Below are 23844 nucleotides of genomic sequence, written 5' to 3'. Positions count from 1 at the left end.
CGGTGTCTACCCCGCGGCCTGCGCGCCGATCCGGTAGCGCGCCCCGCGGTGGCCCTCCGGGAGCCGGTCGCCCGCGCCGTGCAGCTTGTTGCGCAGGGTGCCCTCGGCGTAGGCCTCCGGGTAGGCGCCGCGCTTGCGCAGCTCCGGGATGACGAACTCGACGATGTCCTCGAACGTGCCGGGCGTGATCGCGTAGGCGAGGTTGAACCCGTCGACGTCGGTCTCCTCGACCCACTCCTGGAGCTGGTCGGCGATGCTGACCGCGCCCCCGACGATGAACGGGCCGAGGCCGCCGATGACGCCGTTGCGGCCGATGTCGCGGACGGTCCACTCGCCGCCGTCGGCGTTCGGCCGCTGGAAGTTCGCGACCGCGGACTGGATGGCGTTGCTCTTGACGTTGCCGATCGGCTCGTCCAGGTCGTACTGCGAGAGGTCGACGCCCATCCAGCCCGACATGAAGACCAGAGCGCCCTCGTCGTTCGTGTACCGCAGGTAGTCCTCGAACTTCGCCTGCGCCTTCTCGTCGGTCTCGTCGGTGACGATCGTGAGCAGCGTGTAGATCCGGGCGGCGTAGCGGTCGCGTCCGGCGGCCTCCAGCGCGTCGCGGAGCTTGCCGACGGTCTCCTTCAGGCCCTCCTTGGTGGAGGCCGCGACGAAGATCGCCTCGGCGTTCTCGGCAGCGAAGGAGATGCCGCGCTTGGACGCGCCGGCCTGGTAGATCACCGGCGTGCGCTGCGGGCTCGGCTCGGAGAGGTGGATGCCGGGCACGGTGAAGTGCTTGCCCTTGTGGCCGATCTCGTGCACCTTCGCCGGGTCGGTGAAGACGCCGGACTCACGGTCGCGGATGACCGCGTCGTCCTCCCAGGAGCCCTCCCACAGCTTGTAGAGCACCTCCAGGTACTCGTCGGCGTGGTCGTAGCGGTCGTCGTGCTGCAGCTGGTCGTCGTGGCCCATGTTGCGCGCGGCGGACGGCAGGTAGCCGGTGACGACGTTCCAGCCGACCCGGCCGTTGGTCAGGTGGTCGAGCGTCGACATCCGGCGCGCGAACGGGTACGGGTGCTCGTAGGCGGTGCCGGCGGTGACGCCGAAGCCGAGGTTCTCGGTCACCAGCGCCATCGCGGAGACCAGGAGGAGCGGGTCGTTGACCGGGACCTGCGCGCCGTGGCGGATCGCGGCCTCGTTGCTGCCGCCGTAGACGTCGTAGGTGCCGAGCACGTCGGCGATGAAGATCCCGTCGAAGGTGCCGCGCTCCAGGAGCTTGGCGAGCTCGGTCCAGTAGGTGAGGTCCTTGTAGCGCCAGGCCTGGTCGTCGGGGTGACGCCACATCCCGGAGGACTGGTGGGCGACGCAGTTCATGTCGAAAGCGTTGAAACGGATCTGCCTGGTCATGCGCTCCAGAATGCATGCGTTCAGCCCCCGACGCACCCTGCCCGCCACATTCCGTAACGCCCACCAGCCATGGTTTCCGGAGTTGTGTACGCTCCGCCGCGGCGTGTCGCGTACACAACTCCGGAACGGATGGCTCAGTGGCCGCGGAAGACCGGGGGGCGCTTCTGCTGGAACGCGGCGAAGCCCTCGCGGTAGTCCTGCGTGTCGCGGAGGGCGGTCTGGGCCGCCGTCTCGGCGGCGACCGACTCCCAGAGGTCGAGGGTGCCGTCACGGAGGCCCGCGACGATGCGCTTGCTCGCGAGGAACGCCTGGGTCGCGCCGCGCGCGGCGGCGCCGGCGGCCTCCTCGACCGCAGCCGCCACCTGGCCGGCCGGCAGCGCCCGGCTGAACAGCCCGCCAGCCACGGCCTCCGCGCCGGAGATCAGCCGGCCCGAGTAGATGAGGTCGAGCGCGCGGTGCGGGCCGAGGCGGGAGACCAGCAGCCAGTGGCCTCCCGAGTCGAGCGCGGCCCCCAGGGCGGCGAACGGCGAGCCGACCTTGGCATCCTCGGCGACGTACACCACATCGGTGGCGACCAGGAGGCCGAGGCCGACACCGAGCGCCGCGCCGCGGGCCGCCGCGAAGGTCGGGGCGGGGAACGCGGTGATCCGGCGCAGCAGCGGCGTCACCAGTCCGTCCAGGTAGGCGGGCACATCGTCCGTGGCGGGGTCGACGCCGGCGATGTCCCGGCCCGCGCAGAACGAGCGGCCCTCGCCGCGCAGCACGAGCGCGCGCACTCCGGCGGCCTCGGCCTCCGCGTAGGCGGCGTCGAGCTCGCGGAGGTCGTCGGGGCCGAGCGCGTTGAGCCGCTCCGGCGCGTTCAGCGTGACGTGAGCGACGTCGTCCTGGATGGTGAGCTCGATCATCGCGCCTCCTCGGATTTCAGGAACGACTCAGACGTCATAGTCCACTGCGACCTTCTCGGTGAGCGGATGCGACTGGCAGGTGAGCACATAGCCGGCCTCCAGCTCCTCCGGCTCGAGCGCGTAGTTCTCGGTCATCCTCACGTCCCCGGAGAGCAGCCGGGCCCGGCAGGTTCCGCAGACGCCGCCCGTGCAGGCGAACGGCACGTCCGGCCGCACCCGCAGCGCCGCGTTGAGCACCGACTCGTTCGCGTCGACGGGCGTCGTCACCGTGGAGGTCTGGCCGTCGAGCGTGAACTCGATCTCCGCCGTCTTCTCGCCCTCGTGCACGATGACCGGGTGCCCGACGTCCCCGCGCACCTCGCCCGGCTCGCCGGTCGTGAACAGCTCGAAGTGGATCGCCGAGCGCGGAACGTCGTAGGTCTCCAGTACGTCGCGGCAGAGCTGTACCAGCTCGAACGGCCCGCAGAGGAACCACTGGTCCACGGTGTCCGGCGGCAGCAGCGCGTCCAGGATGGTGCGCAGCCGCTCCTCGTCGATCCGGCCGGAGAGCAGGGGAGCGGAGCGCTGCTCGCGCGAGAGCACGTGATGCAGCGCGAGGCGCGACGGATAGCGGTCCTTGAGGTCGGCGAGCTCCTCCAGGAACATCACGTCGATCGCCGTGCGGTTCGTGTAGACGAGCGTGAACGAGCTGGTGTCCGAGGCGGCCAGCACGCTGGAGGCCAGCGCCATCAGCGGCGTGATGCCCGATCCGGCGGCGATCCCGGCGACGTGGACGCCGTCCAGGCGCCCGAGGTCGATGGTGAACGTGCCCTGCGGGCTCATCACGTCGATCCGGTCGCCCGCGCGCAGCTCGCTGGTCGCCCAGGTCGAGAACGCGCCGCCGAGGTCGCGCTTGATCGCGACGCTGATCCGGCCGCGCGAGGGCGGCCGGCAGATCGAGTAGCTGCGCCGCAGCTCCTTGCCGCCGACGGTCGCGCGCAGGGCGACGTGCTGCCCCGGGAGGTAGTCGTACTCGCCGTGCAGGGCGTCCGGCACCGCGAACGTCACCTCGACGCTCGCGGCGGTGAGCGAGCGCACCTCGGCGACCGCGAGCGTGTGGAATCGCGCGCGCGCCATCAGCGGGACCTCACAGCGCCTTGAAGTGGTCGAACGGCTCGCCGCACGCGTCGCAGACGAAGAGCGCCTTGCACGCGGTGGAGCCGAAGTGGGAGATCTCCCTGGTCTTCAGCGAGCCGCAGTGCGGGCACTTGATCGCGAGCGTGAGGCGCACCGGCCCGGTGCCCGGAGGCGGGGCGATGCCGAAGTCGCGGAGCGCGGCGCGGCCGTGGTCGCTGATCCAGTCCGTCGTCCAGGCCGGGGCCAGGGCCAGACTGACGCGCACGTCGGCGAAGCCCTCGGCGGCGAGGGCGCGCACGACGTCCTCGCGGATCGCGTCCATCGCCGGGCAGCCGGAGTAGGTCGGGGTGAGCACGACCTCCACGCCGGTGTCGGTCACCGTGACCGCGCGCAGGACGCCGAGGTCGTCGATCGTCAGCACGGGCACCTCGGGATCGAGGACGGCCGCTGCGGCCGCCCACGCCCGGCCGGCCTCGGCCGCGTGCCCGGTCACCAGGTCGCTCCCGGGTGCGAACGGGTGAGCACCTGCATCTCCGCGAGGAGCGGCGCGAGGTGCTCGGAGTGCCGGCCCTGGCGGCCGCCGCCCGCGGCGGTGAACGTCGTCGGGAGCTCCAGCTCGGCCTCCGCCAGGATCGGCGCGATCGCCGCGTCGAAGGCGTCGCGCAGGGTCGACGGCCGCGGGGCCACGTCCTCCAGCCGGTCACTCAGCAGCTCGTCGCGGAACAGCTCCGCCACGTACGGCCACAGGTCGTCGAACGCGGTCAGCGTGCGGCGGCGGGACTCGTCGGTGCCGAGCGCCAGCCGCAGCACCCACTGGTCGGCGTGGTCGCAGTGGTAAGCGACCTCCTTGACGGCCTTGCCCGCGACGGCGGCCAGCACCGGGTCCGCCGAGGCGCGCAGCCGTTCGTAGAGCTCGAAGAGGTAGTGGGAGGCGGCGAACTGCCGCACGATCGTGTGCGCGAAGTCGCCGTTCGGCTGCTCGAAGAGGTGCGCGGAGCGGAAGTCCTGCTCGTCGCGCCAGTAGGCCAGGTCGTCCTCGGAGCGGTCGGTGGCACTGCCGGCGTAGCGCAGCAGCGACCGGGCGTGGCCGAGCAGGTCGAGGGCGATGTTCGCGAGCGCGACGTCCTCCTCCAGTTCGGGTGCTCGGGAGATCCACCAGCCGAGCCGCTGCGCCAGCACGAGCGAGTCGTCGCCGAGCCACAGCGCGTACTCGGCGACGTCGGGGGAGGCCGTCGTCTCGGCCGCCACGAACTCGGCGGACAGGGTCACCGTGCTGAGCTCGACGTGGCCGTGCAGGTCGGCGTCGTGCGCGTCGCTCACAGGTGCTTCACCCCTTCGCTCTCCGTGTAATAGGTGGCGTGCCGGTAGTTCTTGCCCTCCGGCGAGGTGAAGAACGCGTCCTTGGCGTCGGGGTCGCTCGTGGTGATCGCGTCGGAGCGCACCACCCAGATCGAGACGCCCTCGCCGCGCCGGGTGTAGAGGTCGCGGGCGTTGCGCACGGCGAGCTCCTCGTCGGGCGCGTGCAGCGAGCCGACGTGCACGTGGCTGAGGCCGCGGGAGGCGCGCACGAAGACCTCCCACAGCGGCCAGACCTCGTGGGCCGGAGGCTTCTCGCCGGTCATGCCGCGACCTCCCGAGCCCGCTGCGCCCGCTTCTCGGCGTAGGCTGCGGCCGCTTCGCGCACCCAGGCGCCGTCCTCGTGCGCCTCGCGGCGGCGCTGCAGCCGCTGGGCGTTGCAGGGGCCGTCGCCGGCGATGACGCGCTGCAGCTCGCTCCAGTCGATCTCGCCGAGGTCGTACGCCTGGCGCTCCTCGTTCCAGCGCAGCTCGGGGTCCGGGAACGTCACCCCGAGCGCCTCGGCCTGCGGCACGAGCATCCCGACGAACCGCTGCCGCAGCTCGTCGTTGGAGAACCGCTTGATCTTCCACGCCATCGACCGCGCGGAGTTGGGGGAGTCGGCGTCCGGCGGCCCGAACATCATCAGCGACGGCCAGTACCAGCGGTTCACCGCGTCCTGCGCCATCCGCTGCTGCTCCGGGGTGCCGCGCATCAGCGTCAGCAGGATCTCGAAGCCCTGCCGCTGGTGGAAGGACTCCTCCTTGCAGATCCGCACCATCGCGCGGCCGTATGGCGCGTACGAGCACCGGCAGAGCGGCACCTGGTTGCAGATCGCCGCGCCGTCGACGAGCCAGCCGATCGCGCCGATGTCGGCCCAGCTCAGCGTGGGGTAGTTGAAGATCGAGGAGTACTTCGCGGCGCCGCTGATCAGCTGCTCGGTCATCTCGTCGCGCGTGATGCCGAGGGTCTGGGTCGCCGAGTAGAGGTAGAGCCCGTGACCGGCCTCGTCCTGCACCTTGGCCATCAGGATGGCCTTGCGTTTGAGGCTCGGCGCCCGGCTGATCCAGTTGGCCTCCGGCTGCATCCCGATGATCTCGGAGTGCGCGTGCTGCGACATCTGGCGGATGAGCGTGCGCCGGTAGGCGTCGGGCATCCAGTCGCGCGGCTCGATGCGGGAGTCGGCGGCGATGAGCTGCTCGAACAGGGCCTGGCCTGCGAGCTCCTCGTCGGTCGGGAGGGGGGTCGTCTCGGTTGCGTTCGCCATCGAACGGCGCTCCAATCAATACTGACTGATCGTTCGTTCAGTATATGCGGGCCAGGGGGGTTCATGCCACACTTGCTGAGTGACCGACACCCGGACGGCCGAGCCCCTGCGCCGGGGCCGGCCCGGCTACGACCAGCGCGGGATCCTCGAGGTCGCCGTGGCCGCCTTCAACGAGCACGGCTACGACGCGACCTCCATCGGGATGCTCGCCGAGCGGCTCGGGCTGTCCAAGTCGGCGATCTACCACCACGTGGCGTCCAAGGACGAGCTGCTGGCTCTCGCGCTGGACGAGGCGCTCGACGGCCTGGAAGGTGCGCTGCGGTCGGCCGAGGAGACCAGCGGGACCGCCGCCGACCGGCTCGCGCAGGTGCTCCGCGAGGCGGTGCTGGTGCTGGCCGACCGCCTCCCGTACGTCACCCTGCTGCTGCGCGTGCGCGGCAACACCGAGGTGGAGCGGGCAGCACTGCAGCGCAGGCGCGCCTTCGACCACGCGGTGGCGGCGCTGGTCGCGGAGGCGCGCGACGAGGGCTCGCTGCGGGTGGAGGCCGACCCGGCCGTGGTCGCCCGCCTCCTGTTCGGCATGATCAACTCGCTGACCGAGTGGTACGACCCCGCCGGCCCCGTCCCGCCCGACGAACTGGCCGACACCATCCTCGCCCTCGCCCTCCGTTCCTGACGCGAGGGGCACGTTGTTGTCACTTTTCGCGCCCGAAAGTGACAACGACGTGCCCCTCGGCGGAGGGGCTACTCCTTCGCGACGAGGGTGAGGACGTCGTAGGACGCCACGAGCTCGTCGTTCTGGTTGAGGATCCGCGCGTCCCAGCGCACCTCGCCGTAGTCGTCCGTCTCGCGCGGCGTGATCTGCTTGGCCGTCAGCGCGACCCGGATGCTGTCGCCGGGGGAGACCGGCGTCAGGAACCGCAGGTTCTCCAGCCCGTAGTTCGCGAGCACGGGACCAGGAGCCGGGTCCACGAACAGCCCGGCGGCCCACGACACGAGCAGGTAGCCGTGCGCGACGCGTCCCGGGAAGAACGGGTTCGCCGCGGCCGACTCCTCGTCCATGTGCGCGTAGAAGGTGTCGCCGGTGAAGGTCGCGAACGTCTCGATGTCGTCCAGGGTCACCCGCCGCGTCTCCGACTGCACCTGGTCGCCGATCCGCAGCGTCGCGAGCGACTTGCGGAACGGGTGCGGGCCACCGGTGTCGGCGGCGGCGCCCTCGTGCCACACGCCGGTCACGGCCGTGAGGAGGTCGGGGGAGCCCTGGATCGCCGTGCGCTGCATGTGGTTCAGCACCGCGCGGATGCCGCCCAGCTCCTCGCCGCCGCCCGCACGGCCGGGACCGCCGTGGACGAGGTGCGGCATCGGCGAGCCGTGCCCGGTGGAGGTGCGGGCGTCGTCGCGGTCGAGCAGCAGGATGCGGCCGTTGTACGCCGCGGTCGCCAGCACCAGCTCGCGCGCGAACGCCGCGTCGTGCGTGGCCGCGCTGGTCACGAGCGAGCCGCCGCCGAGGGCCACCAGCTGCGCCGCCTCGGTCGCCGTGTCGTACGGCAGCACGGCCGCGACCGGGCCGAACGCCTCGACGCTGTGCGCCTCCGGCGTGCGGGCGTCGGCGAAGCGCAGCACGATCGGGGCGACGAACGCGCCCTCCGGCTCGGCGCCCAGGCTGCCGTCGCCGCGGCGGACGCTCGGCTGGTCGAGGCCGCCGATGGCGAGCTCGCCCCCGGCCGCCACCAGTCGCGCCACCTGACGCAGCACCTCGGCGCGCTGCTCGCGCGAGGCGAGCGGCCCCATGGTGACGCCCTCGGCGCGCGGGTCGCCGAGCACGACGCGCTCGTCGATGCGCGAGCGCACGGCCGCGAGGAGGTCGTCGACCGCGGCGGCCGGGACGATCGCACGCCGGATCGCGGTGCACTTCTGCCCCGCCTTCGCGGTCAGCTCCACCACCAGCTGCTTGACGTAGGCGTCGAACTCGGGCGTCCCGGGCAGCGCGTCGGGCCCCAGCACCGAGGCGTTGATGGAGTCGGTCTCGCTCGTGAACCGCACCCCGCCGGTCTGCACCGTGTCGTGCGCGCGCAGCCGCTCGGCGGTGGAGGCCGACCCGGTGAACGCCACCAGGTCGCCCAGCCGCAGCTGGTCGATCAGTCCGGGCACGCCGCCGCAGACCAGCTGGAGCGACCCCGCGGGAAGCAGCCCGGACTCGACGAGGATGCGCACCATCGCCTCCGCGACGTACGCGGTCGGTGTCGCGGGCTTCGCGAGGGTCGGCATCCCGGCGAGGAACGACGGCGCGAACTTCTCCAGCAGCCCCCAGACCGGGAAGTTGAACGCGTTGATCTGCACGGCCACCCCCGGCAGCCGGGTGAAGATGTGCTGGCCGAGGAACGAGCCGTCCTTCGCCAGCGACTCGGCGGGGCCGTCCACGACCACCTGGGCGTTCGGCAGCTCGCGGCGCCCCTTCGACGAGTAGGTGAACAGGGCGCCGATGCCGCCGTCCACGTCGATCCACGCGTCGGTCCGCGTGGCGCCGGCCCGGGCGGAGAGGTCGTACAGTTCCTGCTTGCGCTCGGTCAGCACCTGCGCCATCCGCTTGAGCAGCACCGCGCGCTTGTGGAAGGTCAGCTCGCCGAGCGAGGCCTGCCCGACCGTGCGGGCGTAGTCGAGGGCCCCGGCGAGGTCGGCGCCCTCGGCGCTCACGCGGGCCACGAGTTCTCCGGTGGAGGCGTCGTGGACCTCGGCCGCGCCCTCGTCGGACGCAGGGCTCCACCACTGATCGCGCAGGTAGCTGGGCAGACTCATCGTTCGGTACCTCCCGGGAGGATCTGGAGCGGCGCTCCGGCGGATCGGACATAGGCTGATGCCGTGGCCGATGGAGACTGGACGATCGAGCTCGGCGAGCTCGACGAGAAGATGGGCGTGCGCATCCTGGAGCAATCCGCGGAGCGCGTCGTCGCGACGATGCCGGTGGCGGGCAACCGCCAGTCGTTCGGGCTGCTGCACGGCGGCGCCTCCGTCGCGTTCGCGGAGGCGCTCGGCTCGTGGGCGGCCGTCATCCACGCCGGACCCGGGCGCAGCGCGGTCGGGCTCGACGTCAACGCGACGCACCACCGCTCGGTGCGCAGCGGGCTCGTGACCGGGGTCGCGACCGCGATCCGGCTGGGGCGGAAGGTGACGTCGCACGAAGTGGTGCTCACGGATGAGGACGGCAACCGGCTCTGCACCGTCCGCATCACGAACCTCATCGTGGAGGCTCCGGAGCGCGCGTGAGCGGCACGCCGCCCGCCGCCTCGTCGCTCCAGTCGTAGAACCCGCGGCCGGACTTGCGCCCGAGCAGGCCGTCGGCGACCATCCGGCGCAGCAGCGCGGGCGGCTCGAAGCGCGCGCCGAGCTCGCTCGCCAGGTACTCCGCGATGTCGAGCCGCACGTCCAGCCCGACGATGTCGGTGAGCCGCAGCGGCCCGACGGGGTGCTTGTAGCCGAGGGTCATCGCCGTGTCGATGGACTCGGGGGAGGCGACGCCCTCCTCGACCATCCGCACGGCCTCCAGCCCGAGCAGCACGCCGAGCCGGGACGACGCGAAACCCGGGGAGTCGCGCACCACGATCGGCGTCTTGCCGAGGGCGGCCACCCAGCCGGTGACGAGCTCGATGGCGCTCGGCGCGGTCGCCTGCCCGGCCACGACCTCCACCAGTGCCGAGGCGGGCACGGGATTGAAGAAGTGCATGCCGAGGAAGGCGCCGGGCCGCCGCAGGACCTCCGCGAGGCCGTCGATGGACAGCGACGAGGTGTTGCTCGCCAGCACGGCGTCGGGCTCGAGCAGGTCCTCGGCGCGGCGGAGCGCGTCGTGCTTGAGCTCGGGCAGTTCGGGCACGGCCTCCACCACGAGGGCCGAGCCGCGCAGGGCGTCCCAGGAGGTTGTGGCGATCAGCCGGTCCGGCGCCGGGGCGGTCGCACCGCGGCGGACGCTGCCGTCGATCGCGGCCTCCACCCGCTCGCGAGCGGCGGCCGCCGACGCGGCGTTCCGCTCGACGACGGCGACGCGCGCGCCCGCCATCAGGAACGCGTGGGCGATCCCGGCGCCCATCCGGCCACCGCCGATCACTCCGATGCGCTCCGGGAGGGCGACGTGCTCGGGGACGCCGGTCGTGAGGTCGCTCACTTCCGCCTCCGCTCCAGGAACTCCGTCATCCTCCGCTGCTTCTCCGGCGACTCGAACAGCACCGCCTGTGCCTCCCGCTCGGCCCGGGGATGGTCGCCGAGCGGCGCGCGGAGGACACGCTTGGTGTACTGGGTCGCGAGCGGGTCGTTCGCGGCGATCCGGTCGGCGAGGGCGTGCGCTGCGGCGAGCAGTTCGTTCGGCTCGAAGAGGTCGCTCACGAGCCCGGCGGCCAGCGCCTCCTCCCCGCTCAGCACGCGACCGGCCATCGCGATCTCGGCCGCGAGGGGCTCGCCGACGAGCTGCGGCAGCCGCCAGAGAGCGCCCGCCGCGGCGATGATGCCGAGCGAGGTCTCCGGGTTCCCGATCCGCAGCCGCGGGGTGCCGAGCCGGAAGTCCGCGGCGTAGGCGAGCTCCGCGCCGCCGCCCAGGGCGTAGCCGTCGAGGGCCGCGATGACCGGCATCGGCAGCTCGGCGATGCGGAGGAAGATCGTCGCGTTGATCGCGCGGCGCGCGTCGGCCGCGGTGCGCTCGCGCAGCTCGGCGATGTCGGCGCCGGACGCGAAGACGCCCTCGGAGCCGGTGAGGATGAGGATGCGCGGGTCGCGCTCCAGGTCTTCGCACAGCCCGTGCAGCTCGTCGACCATCCGCTGGTCGATCGCGTTGCGGCGCTCGGGACGGTTGAGCGTCGCGACCACCCGGTCGGCGCTCTCGGTGACCAGCAGAGTCGTCGGCGCCGCCATCACATCGCCTCCACGATCAGGGCCGCGCCCTGGCCGACGCCGACGCACATCGTCGCCAGCCCGTACCGGGACCGCTCGCGCTCCATCCGGCCGAGCAGCGTCACCAGGATGCGCGCGCCGCTCGAACCGAGGGCGTGCCCGAGCGCGATGGCGCCGCCGTCGGCGTTCACGCGCGCCCGGCCGCTGTCGTCGTCCAGGCCGAGCCGGCGCAGGCACGCGATCGCCTGTGCGGCGAACGCCTCGTTGAGCTCGATCGAGCCGATGTCGTCCAGCTCCAGGCCCGCCCGGTCGAGCGCCCGGTTGGTCGCCGGGACCGGGCCGAGGCCCATCACCTCGGGAGCGACGCCCGCGTTCGCCGAGGCGACGATCCGGGCGCGTGGGCGGAGGCCGTAGCGCTGCACCGCCTCCCCGCTCGCGACCACGATCGCGGAGGCGCCGTCGTTGAGGGGCGACGAGTTGCCTGCGGTGACCACGCTGCCGCCGGCGACGACCGGTCGCAGTGCCGAGAGCGCAGCCGCGTCGGTGTCGCGCCGGATGCTCTCATCGGCCGCGAACTCCCCTTCAACGGTCGGGACGGCGATGATCTCGTCCGAGAATCGCCCGGCGTCCGTCGCCGCCGCGGCCCGCCGGTGACTCTCCAGCGCGAAAGCGTCGGCGTCCTCCCGGCTGATCCCGTCGAGCCGGGCGACCTCCTCCGCCGTCTCCGGCATCGAGTACGTGGCCTTGTCGCGCTCCAGGAACCGCGGATTCGTGAACCGCCAGCCGATCGAGGTGTCGAACTGCGCTCCCGGCTTGGCCCACGGCCGTTCCGGCTTGGCCTGCACCCACGGCGCGCGCGTCATCGACTCCACGCCGCCCGCCACGATGAGGTCGGCGTCCCCCGCGCGGATCGCCTGGCCCGCCAGGGTGACGGCACTGAGGCCGGACGCGCAGAGCCGGTTGACGGTGACCCCGGGCACGCTGTCCGGGAGGCCGGCCAGCAGGGCGGCCATGCGCGCCACGTTGCGGTTGTCCTCGCCGGCCTGGTTCGCGGCCCCGAGCATCACGTCATCGAGGGCCGACCCGTCCACGCCCGCGCGGCGCACCGCCTCGCCGACCACCAGTGCCGCCAGATCGTCGGGCCGCACGCCCGCCAGCGCTCCGCCGTAGCGTCCGACCGCGGTGCGGACCCCTCCGACGAGGTAGGCCTCGGCCATCGCAGCTCCTTCGAATGCGAATTACCGAACGAACGTTCAGCTAGTAAATACTCGCAGAACCCCGACCGGCGAGCAACCGCCGCGAGCGCGAGCCGAGCTCGGCGGACGCCACGACCACCCCCAGGATCACCACCGCGCAGCCGATCGACGCCGCGGCGGGCACCCACAGCGCCGCCAGCGCGAGCAGGAGAGGCAGCCCCACCGCCGGAACCGCCCAGCGCAGCACGACCCGCCACGGGTCGCCGAAGCGCCGGGCGATGATCGCGTTCGTCAGGTAGAACAGCGCGATGCCGCCGCCGAGCGAGACGGCCAGCGCCGGCGGCAGCGGTTCGCCGGGATGCGCGATCGCCGCCGCGAGCGCTCCGGAGAGCGCGGTGACCCCGGCCAGCAGCAGGAACGGGAGGAAGGCCACGGTGTCCCGGATCGTGCGCACGTCGCCGGCCGCCAGCAGGCGCTCCAGCCCGCTGGTCATGGCATCCACGCCGTAGAGGAAGAACGACCAGGCCAGCCCGGAGGTCACCAGCAGCGCGAGCGCGCCGACCAGCCCGGCGGCGACCGTCCAGGCGTCGCTCACCGCCGCGACGATGCTCAGCACCGACTCGCCGAGCACGATGATCACGAGCAGCCCGAACCGCTCGGAGAGGTGCTCGACGTTCAGCCGGTCGAGCGCGATCGCCGCCCAGCTGCCGGAGGTCGCGGTCAGCAGCACGACCTCCAGCACGATCGCGACCGCCCACAGCACGTAGTTCGCGGGCGCCGGGAGGACGATCGAGACCAGCCAGATCACGGCGGTCAGGCCGTTGTAGGCGAGGATGCGGACCCGGGAGGCCACACCGTTCGACCACGAGAAGCGGATCCACACCACCAGCAGCAGCACCCGCAGCAGCGCGTTTCCCGCCGCGAACAGCCAGGCCCGGTCGCCGACCGCCTCCGGGGCCGCGACCGCGAGCGCGCCGACCGCGAACATCGCGATCAGCATCACGAGCGACAGCCGCCGGCGGCTCAGCTGCGGCGACACATCCACGACGAAGGTCAGATTCACCCACGACCACCACACCGACGCGAACAGGGCGACGAACACCGCGAGCGTGCCGAACGACGGTTCGGCGTGCAGGCCGTGGGCGAGCTGCCCGACCAGCGCGACGAACACCAGATCGAAGAACAGCTCCATCCAGTGCGCCCGCGACGGGTCCCGGTCGCCCGCGACGGGGAGGCGGGGGAGGCGACCGCCGCTCATCCGCGTCGGCCGGCCCTCAGGAACCCGTCGACCGCCGCACGCACGCGCTCGTCGTCGGCGTACCCGCTCAGCGTGATCCCGTCGAGCGCACTCCACGCGGCGGGGGTCCCGAGCGCGGCCGACCGATCGCGGTCGGACCGGAGCCGGTTCTGCCGCACGAGGAGCGCGGCGACGGCGATGGCGACGGCCAGCACCACGACGATGGAGGCGAGGACGACGACGATGGTGGTGCTCACCGGGCGCCTCCTTCGGCGGGAGGCGCAGGAGGGGTCGCACGCAGCGCGAGCAGTTCGGCGAGCAGCCCCTGCGCGAGCACGAATGTCCGCTGCGCCCGCCGGGCGAGCAGGTAGAAGACGCCGCCGCTCGCCATTGTGACCGTCCCCGCGATGAGCACCCACAGCCACGCCGCGACCGGCACCGGATTCACCGCCGGATCCGACTGCAGCACCGGCACCACGAGCGACAGGATCACCCCGGATCCGGCCGCGGCCAGCGCCTTCGCCAGCGTCAGCGTGTGCTCGTACCGCCAGGTCAGCGCGACCGTGAGCCCGTCCACGGCCGCGCGGTCGCCCAGCCGGGCGAGGGCCATCAGGTCCCCGACCGTCAGCTCCGAGGTGAGCGCGCCCGCCATGACGCGAGCGTACCGAGTCCCGTGTCCCCGCGCACCAGCCGCCTAGCGCAGGTCGTGATCCTCGAACACCAGCGACGTTTTGGTGTCCCGCACCGACGGGATGCTGGTCAGCTCCTCCAGCACCACCCGCCGCAGGTCTTCGTTGTCGCGCGCCCGCACCAGCAGGATGACGTCGAAGTCGCCGCCGACCAGTGCGAAGTGCTCCACCTCCGGGATGGCGCGCAGCCGTTCGCGGAGGTCGTGCCAGGCCGCCTGCTCCACGCGCATCGTCACGTACGCCGACGACGCGCGGCCGGAGCGGCGCGGGTCGACCTTGGCGGTGAAGCCCGTGATCACGCCCTCGTCGACCAGGCGGGAGACGCGGGCGTAGGCGTTGGCCCGGGAGACGTGCGCCGCCTCGGCGACCGCCGTGATGGAGGCCCGGCCGTCGGCGCGCAGGGCGTCCACGATGCGGGTGTCGATGTCGTCCATGGTGGAAGACAGTTTGGCATCCATCGCGCGGCTGCGCATCCATTCGTCTCGAAAGTCGCGGACGCCTGGCAAACGGGGTCCAGCGAAGTCATCCTGATGATCAGCGACGTCTTTCGAAGGAGAACAGATGCACGCCGACGATCTGATGCCGGGCGACACCCCGCTGCGGCTCATCGACGAGCAGGGCTCGGGCCACCCGCACGAGCACTACGCGTTCCCGTCCGCCGACCTCCTGCGGGAGGGCTACGGCCGGCTCGTGCTGGGCAGGCGGCTCAACGATCAGGCCGACGCGCTGGTGCGGCAGGGCAGGCTGGCCGTGTACCCGTCGTCGCACGGCCAGGAGGCCTGCGAGGTCGCCGCGGCGATGGTGCTCGGCGACGGCGACTGGCTGTTCCCCACCTACCGTGACTCGGTGGCCGTGGTCTCCCGCGGGGTCGACCCGTTCGAGGCGTTCCTGCTCCTGCGCGGCGACTGGCACTCCGGCTACGACCCGAACCAGTACCGCGTCGCGCCGCAGGCCACCCCGCTGGCGACCCAGCTGCTGCACGCGGTCGGCTTCGCGCACGCGGCGCGGCTGCGCGGCGAGGACACCGTGGTCGTCGCGCTGTGCGGCGACGGCGCCACCAGCGAAGGCGACTTCCACGAGGCCCTCAACTTCGCGGCCGTCTTCCATCTCCCCGTCGTCTTCCTGGTCCAGAACAACGGTTACGCGATCTCCGTGCCGCTCAGCCGGCAGACGGCCGCGCCGAGCCTCGCGCACAAGGGCGTCGGCTACGGGATGCGCGGCCGGCTCGTCGACGGCAACGACCTCGCGGCGCTGCTGGCGGTGCTGGGGGAGGCCGTCACGGAGGCCCGCGAGGGCGGCGGCCCCACGCTCGTGGAGGCGATCACCTACCGGATGAAGTCGCACACCAACGCCGACGACGCCACCCGTTACCGCACCGCGGCGGAGGTCGAGCCGTGGCTCGCCCGCGACCCGCTGCTGCGCCTGCGCACCTGGCTGACGGCGGAGGGCGCCCTGACCGACGGCGACGTCGCCGAGTTCCAGGCCGACGCCGAACGGGTCGCCCTCGACCTGCGCGCCCGCATCATGGCCGATGCCGAGCCGCAGCCGCTCGACCTGTTCGCGTACGTCTACGCCGAGCCGACCCCGCAGCTGCGCGAGCAGTCCGAACTGCTGGCGGCCGAGCTCGCCGCAGAGTCCCGCGCAGAGGCCCGCACCGAGTCCCGCACCGAGGAGGTCGCCCGATGACGCTCATGCACGACGCCCCCGCCGACCGGCAGCCCGAGCCCGAACGGCCGTCCGAGCCCGCGCAGCCCGCGGTCGCGACCATGACCATGGCCCAGGCGCTCAACCGCGCCCTCGCCGACGCCCTCGAGGCCGACCCGTCGGTGCTGGTGTTCGGCGAGGACGTCGGCACGCTCGGCGGGGTCTTCCGCATCACCGACGGCCTGACGAAGCGCTTCGGCGAGCAGCGCTGCTTCGACACCCCGCTGGCCGAGTCCGGCATCGTCGGAACCGCCGTCGGGATGGCGATGAACGGGATGCGCCCGGTGGTCGAGATGCAGTTCGACGCGTTCGCCTACCCGGCGTTCGAGCAGATCGTCGATCACGTGGCGAAGATGGGCAACCGCACCCGCGGCAAGGTCCGGCTCCCGATGGTCATCCGCATCCCCTTCGCGGGCGGGATCGGCGGCGTCGAGCACCACTCCGACTCCTCCGAGGCCTACTACGTCCACACCCCTGGCCTGACCGTGGTGTCGCCGGCGACGCCGCAGGACGCCTACGGCCTGCTGCGCGCCGCGATCGCGTTCCCCGATCCGGTGGTGTTCCTGGAGCCGAAGAAGCTGTACTGGTCGACCGGCGAGGTCGACACGACGGCCCCGCTGCCCGAGCTCGGCCGCGCGCGCGTCGCCCGGGAGGGCACCGACGCGACCCTGATCGCGTACGGACCCACGGTCCCGGTGGCGCTCGCCGCAGCGGAGGCCGCCGCCGCGGAGGGCCGCAGCCTCGCGGTCGTGGACGTGCGGACCCTCACCCCGTTCGACGACGAGACCGTGTGCGCCGCCGTGCGCGCCACCGGCCGCGCTGTCGTCGTGGCCGAGGCGCCGGGCTTCGCGAGCGTGGCCTCCGAGATCGCCGCCCGGGTCTCCGAGCGCTGCTTCCACTATCTGGAGGCGCCGGTGCGCCGGGTGACCGGCTTCGACACCCCGTTCGCGCCGCCGAAGCTGGAGCGCTACTACCTGCCGGGTGTGGACCGCATCCTCGACGCCGTCGACGACCTCCAGTGGGAGGACGCATGAAGGTCTTCGCGCTGCCCGATCTGGGCGAAGGACTCGCGGACGCCGAGCTGGTGCACTGGCTGGTGGCGGTCGGCGACACGGTGGCCGTGGACCAGCCGATCGCCGAGGTGGAGACCGCCAAGTCGGTCGTGGAGGTGCCGTCCCCGTACGCCGGGGTCGTCGCCGTCTGCCACGGCGAGGAGGGCGAGACCATCCTGGTCGGCGCGCCACTGCTGGAGGTGCGGGAGGACGCGGAGGTGGAGGGCCCGGCCGAGGCCGTCGCCGTCGAGCAGGAACGCGAGCTCGAACCGGTCGCCGCCGGCTCCGGCCAGGTGCTCGTCGGCTACGGCACCACCGACCACGCCACCGCCCGCCGCCGCGGCCGCGCCGCACAGCGCGGCCCGGGCGTGACCTCCGGAGCGCCGAGCCGGATCGTGCCGGTCGTGTCGCCGGTGGTCCGCGCGCTCGCGCACAGCCACGGCATCGACCTCGCCTCGCTCACGCCGACCGGCGCGGGAGGCGTCGTCACGCGACGGGATGTGGAAGCCGCACTCGCGGCGGCGAAGGCGACCGCGCCCACCGCCGCACCCACCCGTCCCGCACCGTCCACCCCCATGCCCGCCCCCGAACCCCGGCACGGCGCCGACCCCCGCACCGGCCTCGACATCGCCTCCGTCACCCCGTTCTCCCGCCTGCGCCGCACCGTCGCCGAGACGATGACGCGCAGCCGCTCGGAGATCCCGGAGGCCACCGTCTGGGTGGACGTCGACGCCACCGAGCTGTGGGAGGCCAGGCGAGCCCTCGCGGCATCGGGCAAGCCCCCCTCGATGCTCGCCTTCGTCTCGCGGTTCGCGCTGAGCGCGCTGGGGCGGCATCCCGAGCTCGCCGGCCGGGTCACCGCGGACGGCGACGGTCTCGAGCTGTTCGCCGGGGTGAACCTCGGCTTCGCCGCCGACACCCCGCGCGGCCTCCTCGTCCCGGTCATCCGCCGCGCCGACCGGGCGAGTGTCCGCGAGCTCGACGCCGAACTCGGCCGGCTGGCCGCCGCCGCCCGCGACGGCGCTCTCCCGCCGGCGGAGCTGACCGGCTCGACCTTCACCGTGAACAACTACGGCAGCCTCGGCGTCGACGGCAGCGCCGCGATCATCAACCACCCGGAGGTCGCCATCCTCGGCATCGGCCGCGTCATCGAGCGCCCCTGGGTGGTCGACGGCGCCGTCGTCCCGCGCCGGATCGTGCAGCTCAGCCTGGTCTTCGACCACCGGGTCACCGACGGCGGTGTGGCGGCCCGCTTCCTCCGCGAGATCGCCGACGCGATCGAGTCGCCGATCGCCTTCCTCGCCGCGGAGTCGCCGGGTACGGTGAAGGGATGAGCGACAAGCCGAAGCACGCAGCAGAGCCCGACGACGCCGACAAGCCCGACCTGGTCGAGCGGGGCGACGACTACGACCTCGACTTCGAGAAGGACGTCGCGCCCGAGGAGAACATCCCCTGGCTCCCGCACCCCTCGCCCAGCGACGGCGACGCGCCGGCGCCCTGAGCGTCCGCTCCGCACCCTGAGCGGTCGGCGCACTGGGCGCTCGCACCCTAGGCTTGGCGGAGTGACCTCCCGCCCGTTCCCGCTCTGGCTCGCGCTGGTCTGCGCGATCTTCTGCGGGGCGGGCGTCGCGCTCCAGTCGCGCATCAACGGCGAGCTGGGCCAGCGGCTCGATGACGGCGTGACCGCCGCGGTCATCTCGTTCGGCTCCGGGCTGGTGATCCTGCTCGTCGCGATGGCCGTCGCGCCCGCGGGCCGGCGCGGGCTCGGCCGGGTCGTGGCCGCGCTGCGCGCGCGCGAGCTGCGCTGGTGGTACGTCGCCGGCGGCACCGCGGGCGCGTTCCTGGTGCTGTCGCAGGGCGTCGCCGCGGCGGTGCTCGGGGTCGCGCTGTTCACGGTCGCGGTGGTCGCCGGGCAGACCGTCAGCGGGCTCGTGCTCGACCGGATCGGCCTCGGCCCGGGCGGCCGGCGCCTGATCACGCCAGCCCGGCTCGCCGGCGCCGTCATCGCGCTCGGTGCCGTGAGCTGGGCGGTGTCCGCGCAGCTCGGCGGTCCCGTACCGATCTGGCTGATGCTGCTGCCGCTGATCGCGGGTCTCGGCCTCGGCTGGCAGCAGGCCGTCAACGGTCAGGTCCGGGTGGTCGCCGAGAGCGCCCTGACGGCGACCTTCATCAACTTCGTCGTCGGCACGAGCGTGCTCCTGGTGCTCACGGCCGTGGACTGGAGCGTCCGCGGCCTCCCCGAGCCGCTCCCGACCGAGCCCTGGCTGTATCTCGGCGGTGCGATCGGCTGCGTCTTCATCGCGGCGGCCGCGCTGCTCGTCCGGATCACGGGCGTGCTGCTGCTCGGCCTCGCGACCGTCGCCGGCCAGCTGGTGACCGCGCTGCTGCTCGACCTGCTCGCGCCCAGCTCGCCCGCCCCCGTGGCGTTCTCGACGATCGCCGGCACGCTGCTCGCCCTCCTCGCGGTCGTCGTCGCGAGCGTCCGCTGGCCCCGCCGCTCGCCGACGACCTGACGGGACGATCGTCAGTCGAGCGTGCTGAGGAAGCGCTCGGCGTCGAGGGTGGTCCGGTGGCCCTCCTTGCCGTCGTCGGGCACGCCGCCCACGTAGAGCCAGCCGAGCAGCCGCTCGTTCTTCGCGAGGCCGTGCATCCGATGGACGGCCTTGGAACGGGTGTGGTGGCCGGTCCGCCACATCACACCCCAGCCGGCGTCGTGCAGGAGCAGGCTGAGGAGGTGCGCGACGCCGGCGGCGACCGCGTCCTGCTCCCAGCCCGGCACCTTCTCGTTCTTCGTGCGCACGGCCACGATCGCCAGCAGGAGGGAGGAGCGCAACGGCTTGGCCGCCAGCTTCTCGGCCTCCGCGCCGGTCACCCCGGCGTCCTTCACGAACGCCTGTCCCAGGCGCTCCCGCGCGTCGCCGCGCAGCTCGATGACCCGCCACGGATGCAGCGCCGAATGATCGGCGACGCGTCCCGCGGCGGCGACGAGCGGCAGCAGCTCCTCGTGGGTCGGAGCCTCGGCCGTCACGCGCGAGTACGACCGCCGGGCCGCCACGCGCGCGGCCAGGTCGCTGTCCGCCATCAGCTCTCGGGCGTGAAGTTCAGCGAGATCGAGTTCATGCAGTAGCGGTCGCCCGTCGGGGTGCCGAAGCCGTCGGGGAACACGTGGCCCAGGTGCGAATCGCAGTTCGCGCAGCGCACCTCGGTGCGCACCATGCCCAGGCTGTCGTCCTCGAGGAGCTGCACCGCCTCCGGGCGGATCGACTCGTAGAAGCTCGGCCAGCCGCAGCCGCTGTCGAACTTCGTGCCCGACTTGAACAGCTCTGCTCCGCACGCGGCGCAGGTGTAGAGGCCGGCGCGGCCCTCGTCGAGCAGCTCGCCGGTCCACGGGCGCTCGGTGCCCGCCTCGCGCAGCACGGCGTACTGCTCGGGGCTCAGCTCGCGCCGCCACTCCTCGTCGGTCTTGCTGACCCCGAATCCCTCGTGCGCTGCCGTGCCCTGCGCTGCCTCGTGCGATGCGCTCATCGTGCGTTCCTTTCGTCGTCCGTCTCCAGCCTAAACGGCAGGGCTGGCGCCGCTGTTCCCTGTTTCGGCGCGCGACCTGCCGCGGCCAAACGGGCAACGCACAGGACAGCGCGCCTAGGATGAGGCGCGAGCGCGGGGAAGGGCTGACTCGAGACGGTGAGGGGAGGCGGTGCACGTGGCGGAGACTGCGGACCACCGGATCCCCGCGCCGGACGCGAGCGGCCTGACCGACCGTGAGGCGGCGATCCTCGCGTTCGAGCGTCAGTGGTGGCGGCATGCCGGCGCCAAGGAGAAGGCCATCCGCGAGGAGTTCGGCCTCTCCGCCGCGCGGTACTATCAGCTCCTCGGAGCCCTGATCGACCGGCCGGAGGCGCTCAGGCACGACCCCATGCTCGTCAAGCGCCTGCTCCGGCTGCGCGAGACCAGGCTGGCTGCACGGCGATCCCGGACACTCCCGTCCGGCGACTGACACCGCGAGGAATCACCCGTAGATGGCAGAGAAGTACCCGAGAGACCGGTTCGACGACATCCCCGACGACCTGCAGCGCGTCGGGGCGCACCGGGCTCCCCGCCCGAAGGGCCGCGGCTGGATCGCGGTCGGCTGGGCGGCGCTCGCCGTCGTCGTCCTCGTCGGCGCCGGCATCTTCGGGCTGTCGCTGGTGAGCGGCTCCATCTCGTTCCACGGCACGCCCAACTCTTCCAGCGGCACGCCCACCCCGACCCCGACTCCCACCCCGACCATCGTGCCGACGGTCGACCCGTCCCTGACGGTGAACGTGCTGAACGGCACCACGACCTCGGGTCTCGGCGGCAAGGTGGGCGACACCCTGACGCAGGCGGGCTGGAAGGTCGGGGCCGTCGCGAACGCCGACCGGCAGGACCTGACGCAGACGATCGTCTACTACTCCGACCCGAAGAACGAGGCCGCGGCGCTCGGGGTGGCGCAGTCGCTCCCGGGGGCGACGGTCTCCCTGACGCAGGACTTCGCCGGCAGCGGCGCCGACCTGACCGTGGTCGTCGGCAGCAACTACACGGGCTGACCGGGCGTCCTCCGGAGCGGGGACAGGGCGTCACCCCTTTGTTTCATGTGTGTTTAACTTTGGGCCGATTTGGTAACGGAATGGCGAAAACACTGGCGTGAACAGCTATTGCAAGCATTAGGATCGGGAGTCAACGCGCGGCGCTGGACCGGGCGAGCGACACAGCAATGGGAGTAATGCATGGCGAACGGGACCGTGAAGTGGTTCAACGCTGAAAAGGGCTACGGATTCATCACCGTCGATGGTGGGGGACAGGACGTTTTCGTTCACTACTCCGCAATCGACATGAACGGCTACAAGGTTCTCGAAGAGGGCCAGCAGGTGCAGTTCGAGGTCGGCTCGGGCAACAAGGGCCCGCAGGCCGAGTCGGTGCGTCCGCTGTAGTACGCAGCGATCGGCAAGACCATATAAGAGGAGCGCCGCCCTTCGGGGCGGCGCTCCTTTCTCTCTGCGCGGAACGCGGGCTCGCCGTTCGCCTTGCACTCCATGGGCGCGAGTGCCAGAATCGCTTTAGCACTCCATCTGATCGAGTGCTAACACACCGAATCTTTCGCAGACGTCCGGGAGGGACGAGAAACACATGGCAAAGATCATTGCTTTCGACGAGGAAGCCCGTCGCGGCCTCGAGCGCGGCCTCAACATCCTGGCTGACACCGTCAAGGTGACGCTGGGCCCGCGCGGTCGCAACGTCGTCCTCGAGAAGAAGTGGGGCGCTCCCACCATCACGAACGACGGCGTCTCCATCGCGAAGGAGATCGAGCTCGACGACCCGTACGAGAAGATCGGCGCAGAGCTCGTCAAGGAGGTCGCCAAGAAGACCGACGACGTCGCGGGCGACGGCACCACCACCGCCACCGTCCTCGCTCAGGCGCTCGTCAAGGAGGGCCTCCGCAACGTGGCCGCCGGCGCCGACCCCATCACGCTGAAGCGCGGCATCGAGAAGGCCGTCGCGGCCGTGACCGAGGAGCTCATCGCCAGCGCCAAGGAGGTCGAGACCAAGGCCGAGATCGCCGCCACCGCGTCCATCTCCGCCGGCGACACCACCATCGGCGAGATCATCGCCGAGGCGATCGACAAGGTCGGCAAGGAGGGCGTCGTCACCGTCGAGGAGTCGAACACCTTCGGCACCGAGCTCGAGCTGACCGAGGGCATGCGCTTCGACAAGGGCTTCCTGTCGCAGTACTTCGTCACCGACCAGGACCGCCAGGAGGCGGTGTTCGAGGACACCTACATCCTCATCGCCAACCAGAAGATCTCCTCGATCAAGGACCTGCTCCCGATCGTCGACAAGGTGATCCAGGCCAACAAGCAGCTCCTCATCATCGCCGAGGACGTCGACGGGGAGGCCCTGGCCACCCTGATCGTCAACAAGATCCGCGGCATCTTCAAGTCCGTCGCCGTCAAGGCCCCGGGCTTCGGCGACCGCCGCAAGGCCATGCTGCAGGACATCGCGATCCTGACCGGCGGCCAGGTCATCTCCGAGGAGGTCGGCCTCAAGCTCGAGAACGTCACCCTCGACCTGCTCGGCCAGGCCCGCAAGGTCGTCATCACCAAGGACGAGACCACCATCGTCGAGGGCGCGGGCGACCCCGACGCCATCGCCGGTCGCGTGGCCCAGATCCGCGGCGAGATCGAGAACACCGACTCGGACTACGACCGTGAGAAGCTCCAGGAGCGTCTCGCGAAGCTCGCCGGCGGCGTCGCCGTCATCAAGGCGGGCGCGGCCACCGAGGTCGAGCTCAAGGAGCGCAAGCACCGCATCGAGGACGCCGTCCGCAACGCGAAGGCCGCCGTCGAGGAGGGCATCGTCGCCGGTGGTGGCGTGGCCCTCATCCAGGCCGGCAAGACCGCGTTCGAGAAGCTCCAGCTCACGGGCGACGAGGCGACCGGCGCGAACATCGTCCGGGTCGCCATCGAGGCTCCGCTGAAGCAGATCGCCATCAACGCGGGCCTCGAGGCCGGCGTCGTGGTCGCCAAGGTGCGCGAGCTCCCCGTGGGCCACGGCCTCAACGCCGCGACCGGCGAGTACGTCGACATGCTGGCCTCCGGCATCAACGACCCGGTGAAGGTCACCCGCTCGGCGCTGCAGAACGCCGCGTCGATCGCGGGCCTGTTCCTCACCACCGAGGCCGTCGTCGCCGACAAGCCCGAGAAGAACGCCGCACCGGTCGGCGACCCGGGCGCCGGCATGGACTTCTGAGTCCGTCCGACACGCTGTAGAGGGCGTCTCCCGTTCGCGGGAGGCGCCCTCTTCGCTGTTATCGTCGTCTCGATCGAGAGGGACCATGACGGCGAGGCGATGGTGGGGAGCGGCGGCGCTGGCGACCGCGCTGCTGTGTCTCTCCGGCTGCCAGGCGCTCGGGCTCCCCGGCGCCGGACCGACGAGTCCGCGCGCGACCTCCGCTCCGGCGGTGGATGTGGCTCCGCCGCTCGACTGCGCCGCCTTCACCGCGACTCCCGCCGTGGAGGCGCTGCTCGGCGGCACCGCGCGCCTGGCGGCGACCCCGGCGGACG

General features: G+C 72.3%; 29 protein-coding genes. 12 read left to right on the top strand and 17 right to left on the bottom strand.

The window, feature by feature from the left end:
* Window positions 1-6: 6 nt before the first annotated feature.
* From AC3A3H_RS02290 to paaA, 7 genes are all read right to left on the bottom strand, one after another.
* Window positions 7-1389: an LLM class flavin-dependent oxidoreductase gene (locus AC3A3H_RS02290; protein WP_487612922.1), complete on the bottom strand. Its 1383-nt coding sequence runs from the start codon at window positions 1387-1389 to the stop codon at window positions 7-9.
* A gap of 134 nt (window positions 1390-1523) precedes the next feature.
* Window positions 1524-2294 (bottom strand): enoyl-CoA hydratase/isomerase family protein, encoded by a 771-nt coding sequence (locus AC3A3H_RS02285; protein ID WP_487612921.1) that lies wholly within the window; start codon window positions 2292-2294, stop codon window positions 1524-1526.
* A gap of 27 nt (window positions 2295-2321) precedes the next feature.
* Complete coding sequence (gene paaE / locus AC3A3H_RS02280; RefSeq protein WP_487612920.1) at window positions 2322-3410, bottom strand: 1,2-phenylacetyl-CoA epoxidase subunit PaaE; 1089 nt, start codon at window positions 3408-3410, stop codon at window positions 2322-2324.
* A 10-nt stretch (window positions 3411-3420) separates the two neighbouring features.
* Window positions 3421-3903 carry a 1,2-phenylacetyl-CoA epoxidase subunit PaaD gene (gene paaD, locus AC3A3H_RS02275; RefSeq protein WP_487612919.1) on the bottom strand — a complete coding sequence of 161 codons (483 nt, stop codon included), beginning with the start codon at window positions 3901-3903 and terminating at the stop codon, window positions 3421-3423.
* A complete protein-coding gene (gene paaC, locus AC3A3H_RS02270) occupies window positions 3900-4730 on the bottom strand; it encodes a 1,2-phenylacetyl-CoA epoxidase subunit PaaC (protein WP_487612918.1) in 831 nt (276 codons plus the stop codon). The genes paaD and paaC overlap by 4 nt, the downstream gene beginning before the upstream one ends.
* Window positions 4727-5032 (bottom strand): 1,2-phenylacetyl-CoA epoxidase subunit PaaB, encoded by a 306-nt coding sequence (paaB, locus tag AC3A3H_RS02265; protein WP_487612917.1) that lies wholly within the window; start codon window positions 5030-5032, stop codon window positions 4727-4729. Before paaB ends, paaC begins: the two co-directional genes overlap by 4 nt.
* Window positions 5029-6012: a 1,2-phenylacetyl-CoA epoxidase subunit PaaA gene (gene paaA, locus AC3A3H_RS02260; RefSeq protein ID WP_487612916.1), complete on the bottom strand. Its 984-nt coding sequence runs from the start codon at window positions 6010-6012 to the stop codon at window positions 5029-5031. Before paaA ends, paaB begins: the two co-directional genes overlap by 4 nt.
* Before the next feature lie 79 nt (window positions 6013-6091).
* On the opposite strand from paaA, the gene AC3A3H_RS02255 reads away from it, so the two are divergent.
* On the top strand, window positions 6092-6688 hold the full coding sequence (locus AC3A3H_RS02255; RefSeq protein ID WP_487612915.1) for a TetR/AcrR family transcriptional regulator: 597 nt from the start codon (window positions 6092-6094) through the stop codon (window positions 6686-6688).
* A gap of 68 nt (window positions 6689-6756) precedes the next feature.
* Here the strand turns inward: AC3A3H_RS02255 and paaZ are convergent, their stop codons facing one another.
* Entirely contained in the window at window positions 6757-8808 is a 2052-nt protein-coding gene (gene paaZ, locus AC3A3H_RS02250) for a phenylacetic acid degradation bifunctional protein PaaZ (RefSeq protein ID WP_487612914.1), read from the bottom strand.
* 63 nt (window positions 8809-8871) lie between these two features.
* On the opposite strand from paaZ, the gene AC3A3H_RS02245 reads away from it, so the two are divergent.
* A complete protein-coding gene (locus tag AC3A3H_RS02245; protein WP_487612913.1) occupies window positions 8872-9276 on the top strand; it encodes a PaaI family thioesterase in 405 nt (134 codons plus the stop codon).
* Here the strand turns inward: AC3A3H_RS02245 and AC3A3H_RS02240 are convergent.
* Genes AC3A3H_RS02240 through AC3A3H_RS02210 form a run of 7 tightly spaced genes read right to left on the bottom strand, consistent with a single transcriptional unit; the run spans window position 9248 to window position 14443 of the window.
* Window positions 9248-10168 (bottom strand): 3-hydroxyacyl-CoA dehydrogenase family protein, encoded by a 921-nt coding sequence (locus AC3A3H_RS02240; protein ID WP_487612912.1) that lies wholly within the window; start codon window positions 10166-10168, stop codon window positions 9248-9250. The genes AC3A3H_RS02245 and AC3A3H_RS02240 overlap by 29 nt on opposite strands.
* Window positions 10165-10908, bottom strand: a complete 744-nt coding sequence (locus AC3A3H_RS02235) for an enoyl-CoA hydratase/isomerase family protein (protein ID WP_487612911.1) — start codon at window positions 10906-10908, stop codon at window positions 10165-10167. Before AC3A3H_RS02235 ends, AC3A3H_RS02240 begins: the two co-directional genes overlap by 4 nt.
* Entirely contained in the window at window positions 10908-12104 is a 1197-nt protein-coding gene (locus AC3A3H_RS02230) for a thiolase family protein (protein ID WP_487612910.1), read from the bottom strand. Before AC3A3H_RS02230 ends, AC3A3H_RS02235 begins: the two co-directional genes overlap by 1 nt.
* A gap of 40 nt (window positions 12105-12144) precedes the next feature.
* Window positions 12145-13341, bottom strand: coding sequence for a low temperature requirement protein A (locus AC3A3H_RS02225; RefSeq protein ID WP_487612909.1), 1197 nt, complete (start codon window positions 13339-13341; stop codon window positions 12145-12147).
* Entirely contained in the window at window positions 13338-13577 is a 240-nt protein-coding gene (locus AC3A3H_RS02220) for a hypothetical protein (RefSeq protein WP_487612908.1), read from the bottom strand. The genes AC3A3H_RS02225 and AC3A3H_RS02220 overlap by 4 nt, the downstream gene beginning before the upstream one ends.
* On the bottom strand, window positions 13574-13972 hold the full coding sequence (locus AC3A3H_RS02215) for a hypothetical protein (RefSeq protein WP_487612907.1): 399 nt from the start codon (window positions 13970-13972) through the stop codon (window positions 13574-13576). The genes AC3A3H_RS02220 and AC3A3H_RS02215 overlap by 4 nt, the downstream gene beginning before the upstream one ends.
* Before the next feature lie 42 nt (window positions 13973-14014).
* Window positions 14015-14443: an Lrp/AsnC family transcriptional regulator gene (locus tag AC3A3H_RS02210; RefSeq protein ID WP_487612906.1), complete on the bottom strand. Its 429-nt coding sequence runs from the start codon at window positions 14441-14443 to the stop codon at window positions 14015-14017.
* Between the two features lie 127 nt (window positions 14444-14570).
* On the opposite strand from AC3A3H_RS02210, the gene AC3A3H_RS02205 reads away from it, so the two are divergent.
* The 5 genes from AC3A3H_RS02205 to AC3A3H_RS02185 all read left to right on the top strand — a co-directional run bounded on the left by AC3A3H_RS02205 (window position 14571) and on the right by AC3A3H_RS02185 (window position 19278).
* Window positions 14571-15695, top strand: coding sequence for a thiamine pyrophosphate-dependent dehydrogenase E1 component subunit alpha (locus AC3A3H_RS02205; RefSeq protein WP_487612905.1), 1125 nt, complete (start codon window positions 14571-14573; stop codon window positions 15693-15695).
* Window positions 15692-16747 carry an alpha-ketoacid dehydrogenase subunit beta gene (locus tag AC3A3H_RS02200; protein ID WP_487612904.1) on the top strand — a complete coding sequence of 352 codons (1056 nt, stop codon included), beginning with the start codon at window positions 15692-15694 and terminating at the stop codon, window positions 16745-16747. Before AC3A3H_RS02205 ends, AC3A3H_RS02200 begins: the two co-directional genes overlap by 4 nt.
* Window positions 16744-18099 carry a dihydrolipoamide acetyltransferase family protein gene (locus AC3A3H_RS02195; RefSeq protein WP_487612903.1) on the top strand — a complete coding sequence of 452 codons (1356 nt, stop codon included), beginning with the start codon at window positions 16744-16746 and terminating at the stop codon, window positions 18097-18099. The genes AC3A3H_RS02200 and AC3A3H_RS02195 overlap by 4 nt, the downstream gene beginning before the upstream one ends.
* Window positions 18096-18266, top strand: coding sequence for a hypothetical protein (locus AC3A3H_RS02190; RefSeq protein WP_487612902.1), 171 nt, complete (start codon window positions 18096-18098; stop codon window positions 18264-18266). The genes AC3A3H_RS02195 and AC3A3H_RS02190 overlap by 4 nt, the downstream gene beginning before the upstream one ends.
* A 61-nt stretch (window positions 18267-18327) precedes the next feature.
* Complete coding sequence (locus tag AC3A3H_RS02185) at window positions 18328-19278, top strand: DMT family transporter (protein ID WP_487612901.1); 951 nt, start codon at window positions 18328-18330, stop codon at window positions 19276-19278.
* An 11-nt stretch (window positions 19279-19289) separates the two neighbouring features.
* Here AC3A3H_RS02185 and AC3A3H_RS02180 read toward each other — a convergent pair whose 3' ends face one another.
* On the bottom strand, window positions 19290-19847 hold the full coding sequence (locus AC3A3H_RS02180) for a nitroreductase family protein (RefSeq protein WP_487612900.1): 558 nt from the start codon (window positions 19845-19847) through the stop codon (window positions 19290-19292).
* The gene (gene msrB / locus AC3A3H_RS02175; protein WP_487612899.1) at window positions 19847-20290 is read right to left on the bottom strand and encodes a peptide-methionine (R)-S-oxide reductase MsrB; all 444 of its coding nucleotides are present in this window, start codon (window positions 20288-20290) and stop codon (window positions 19847-19849) included. Before msrB ends, AC3A3H_RS02180 begins: the two co-directional genes overlap by 1 nt.
* A gap of 169 nt (window positions 20291-20459) precedes the next feature.
* Here msrB and AC3A3H_RS02170 point away from each other — a divergent pair, with 169 nt between their 5' ends.
* The 5 genes from AC3A3H_RS02170 to AC3A3H_RS02150 form a co-directional block, all read left to right on the top strand.
* A complete protein-coding gene (locus tag AC3A3H_RS02170; RefSeq protein ID WP_487612898.1) occupies window positions 20460-20759 on the top strand; it encodes a DUF3263 domain-containing protein in 300 nt (99 codons plus the stop codon).
* A 22-nt stretch (window positions 20760-20781) separates the two neighbouring features.
* Window positions 20782-21330, top strand: a complete 549-nt coding sequence (locus AC3A3H_RS02165) for a LytR C-terminal domain-containing protein (protein WP_487612897.1) — start codon at window positions 20782-20784, stop codon at window positions 21328-21330.
* A gap of 180 nt (window positions 21331-21510) precedes the next feature.
* The gene (locus AC3A3H_RS02160) at window positions 21511-21714 is read left to right on the top strand and encodes a cold-shock protein (protein WP_487612896.1); all 204 of its coding nucleotides are present in this window, start codon (window positions 21511-21513) and stop codon (window positions 21712-21714) included.
* 196 nt (window positions 21715-21910) lie between these two features.
* Window positions 21911-23530, top strand: a complete 1620-nt coding sequence (gene groL / locus AC3A3H_RS02155; protein WP_487612895.1) for a chaperonin GroEL — start codon at window positions 21911-21913, stop codon at window positions 23528-23530.
* 85 nt (window positions 23531-23615) lie between these two features.
* Window positions 23616-23844, top strand: a 229-nt coding sequence (locus tag AC3A3H_RS02150; protein ID WP_487612894.1) for a hypothetical protein, incomplete at its 3' end; no start/stop codon positions are given.

The organism is Leifsonia sp. Soil_N53 (assembly GCF_057655165.1).
The sequence above is the reverse complement of the archived record's forward strand: the minus strand, read 5'-3'. Positions and strand labels throughout refer to the sequence as shown.

Excerpts from the sequence above, each read along its gene's own strand:
- paaE (WP_487612920.1), bottom strand. The coding sequence starts at position 3,410 with ATGGCGCGCGCGCGATTCCACACGCTCGCGGTCGCCGAGGTGCGCTCG.
- AC3A3H_RS02160 (WP_487612896.1), top strand. The coding sequence starts at position 21,511 with ATGGCGAACGGGACCGTGAAGTGGTTCAACGCTGAAAAGGGCTACGGA.
- AC3A3H_RS02235 (WP_487612911.1), bottom strand. The coding sequence starts at position 10,908 with ATGGCGGCGCCGACGACTCTGCTGGTCACCGAGAGCGCCGACCGGGTG.
- AC3A3H_RS02230 (WP_487612910.1), bottom strand. The coding sequence starts at position 12,104 with ATGGCCGAGGCCTACCTCGTCGGAGGGGTCCGCACCGCGGTCGGACGC.
- AC3A3H_RS02285 (WP_487612921.1), bottom strand. The coding sequence starts at position 2,294 with ATGATCGAGCTCACCATCCAGGACGACGTCGCTCACGTCACGCTGAAC.
- AC3A3H_RS02200 (WP_487612904.1), top strand. The coding sequence starts at position 15,692 with ATGACGCTCATGCACGACGCCCCCGCCGACCGGCAGCCCGAGCCCGAA.
- paaZ (WP_487612914.1), bottom strand. The coding sequence starts at position 8,808 with ATGAGTCTGCCCAGCTACCTGCGCGATCAGTGGTGGAGCCCTGCGTCC.
- AC3A3H_RS02180 (WP_487612900.1), bottom strand. The coding sequence starts at position 19,847 with ATGGCGGACAGCGACCTGGCCGCGCGCGTGGCGGCCCGGCGGTCGTAC.
- AC3A3H_RS02165 (WP_487612897.1), top strand. The coding sequence starts at position 20,782 with ATGGCAGAGAAGTACCCGAGAGACCGGTTCGACGACATCCCCGACGAC.
- msrB (WP_487612899.1), bottom strand. The coding sequence starts at position 20,290 with ATGAGCGCATCGCACGAGGCAGCGCAGGGCACGGCAGCGCACGAGGGA.
- AC3A3H_RS02290 (WP_487612922.1), bottom strand. The coding sequence starts at position 1,389 with ATGACCAGGCAGATCCGTTTCAACGCTTTCGACATGAACTGCGTCGCC.
- AC3A3H_RS02225 (WP_487612909.1), bottom strand. The coding sequence starts at position 13,341 with ATGAGCGGCGGTCGCCTCCCCCGCCTCCCCGTCGCGGGCGACCGGGAC.
- AC3A3H_RS02210 (WP_487612906.1), bottom strand. The coding sequence starts at position 14,443 with ATGGACGACATCGACACCCGCATCGTGGACGCCCTGCGCGCCGACGGC.
- paaA (WP_487612916.1), bottom strand. The coding sequence starts at position 6,012 with ATGGCGAACGCAACCGAGACGACCCCCCTCCCGACCGACGAGGAGCTC.
- paaB (WP_487612917.1), bottom strand. The coding sequence starts at position 5,032 with ATGACCGGCGAGAAGCCTCCGGCCCACGAGGTCTGGCCGCTGTGGGAG.
- AC3A3H_RS02190 (WP_487612902.1), top strand. The coding sequence starts at position 18,096 with ATGAGCGACAAGCCGAAGCACGCAGCAGAGCCCGACGACGCCGACAAG.
- groL (WP_487612895.1), top strand. The coding sequence starts at position 21,911 with ATGGCAAAGATCATTGCTTTCGACGAGGAAGCCCGTCGCGGCCTCGAG.
- AC3A3H_RS02205 (WP_487612905.1), top strand. The coding sequence starts at position 14,571 with ATGCACGCCGACGATCTGATGCCGGGCGACACCCCGCTGCGGCTCATC.
- AC3A3H_RS02215 (WP_487612907.1), bottom strand. The coding sequence starts at position 13,972 with ATGGCGGGCGCGCTCACCTCGGAGCTGACGGTCGGGGACCTGATGGCC.
- AC3A3H_RS02195 (WP_487612903.1), top strand. The coding sequence starts at position 16,744 with ATGAAGGTCTTCGCGCTGCCCGATCTGGGCGAAGGACTCGCGGACGCC.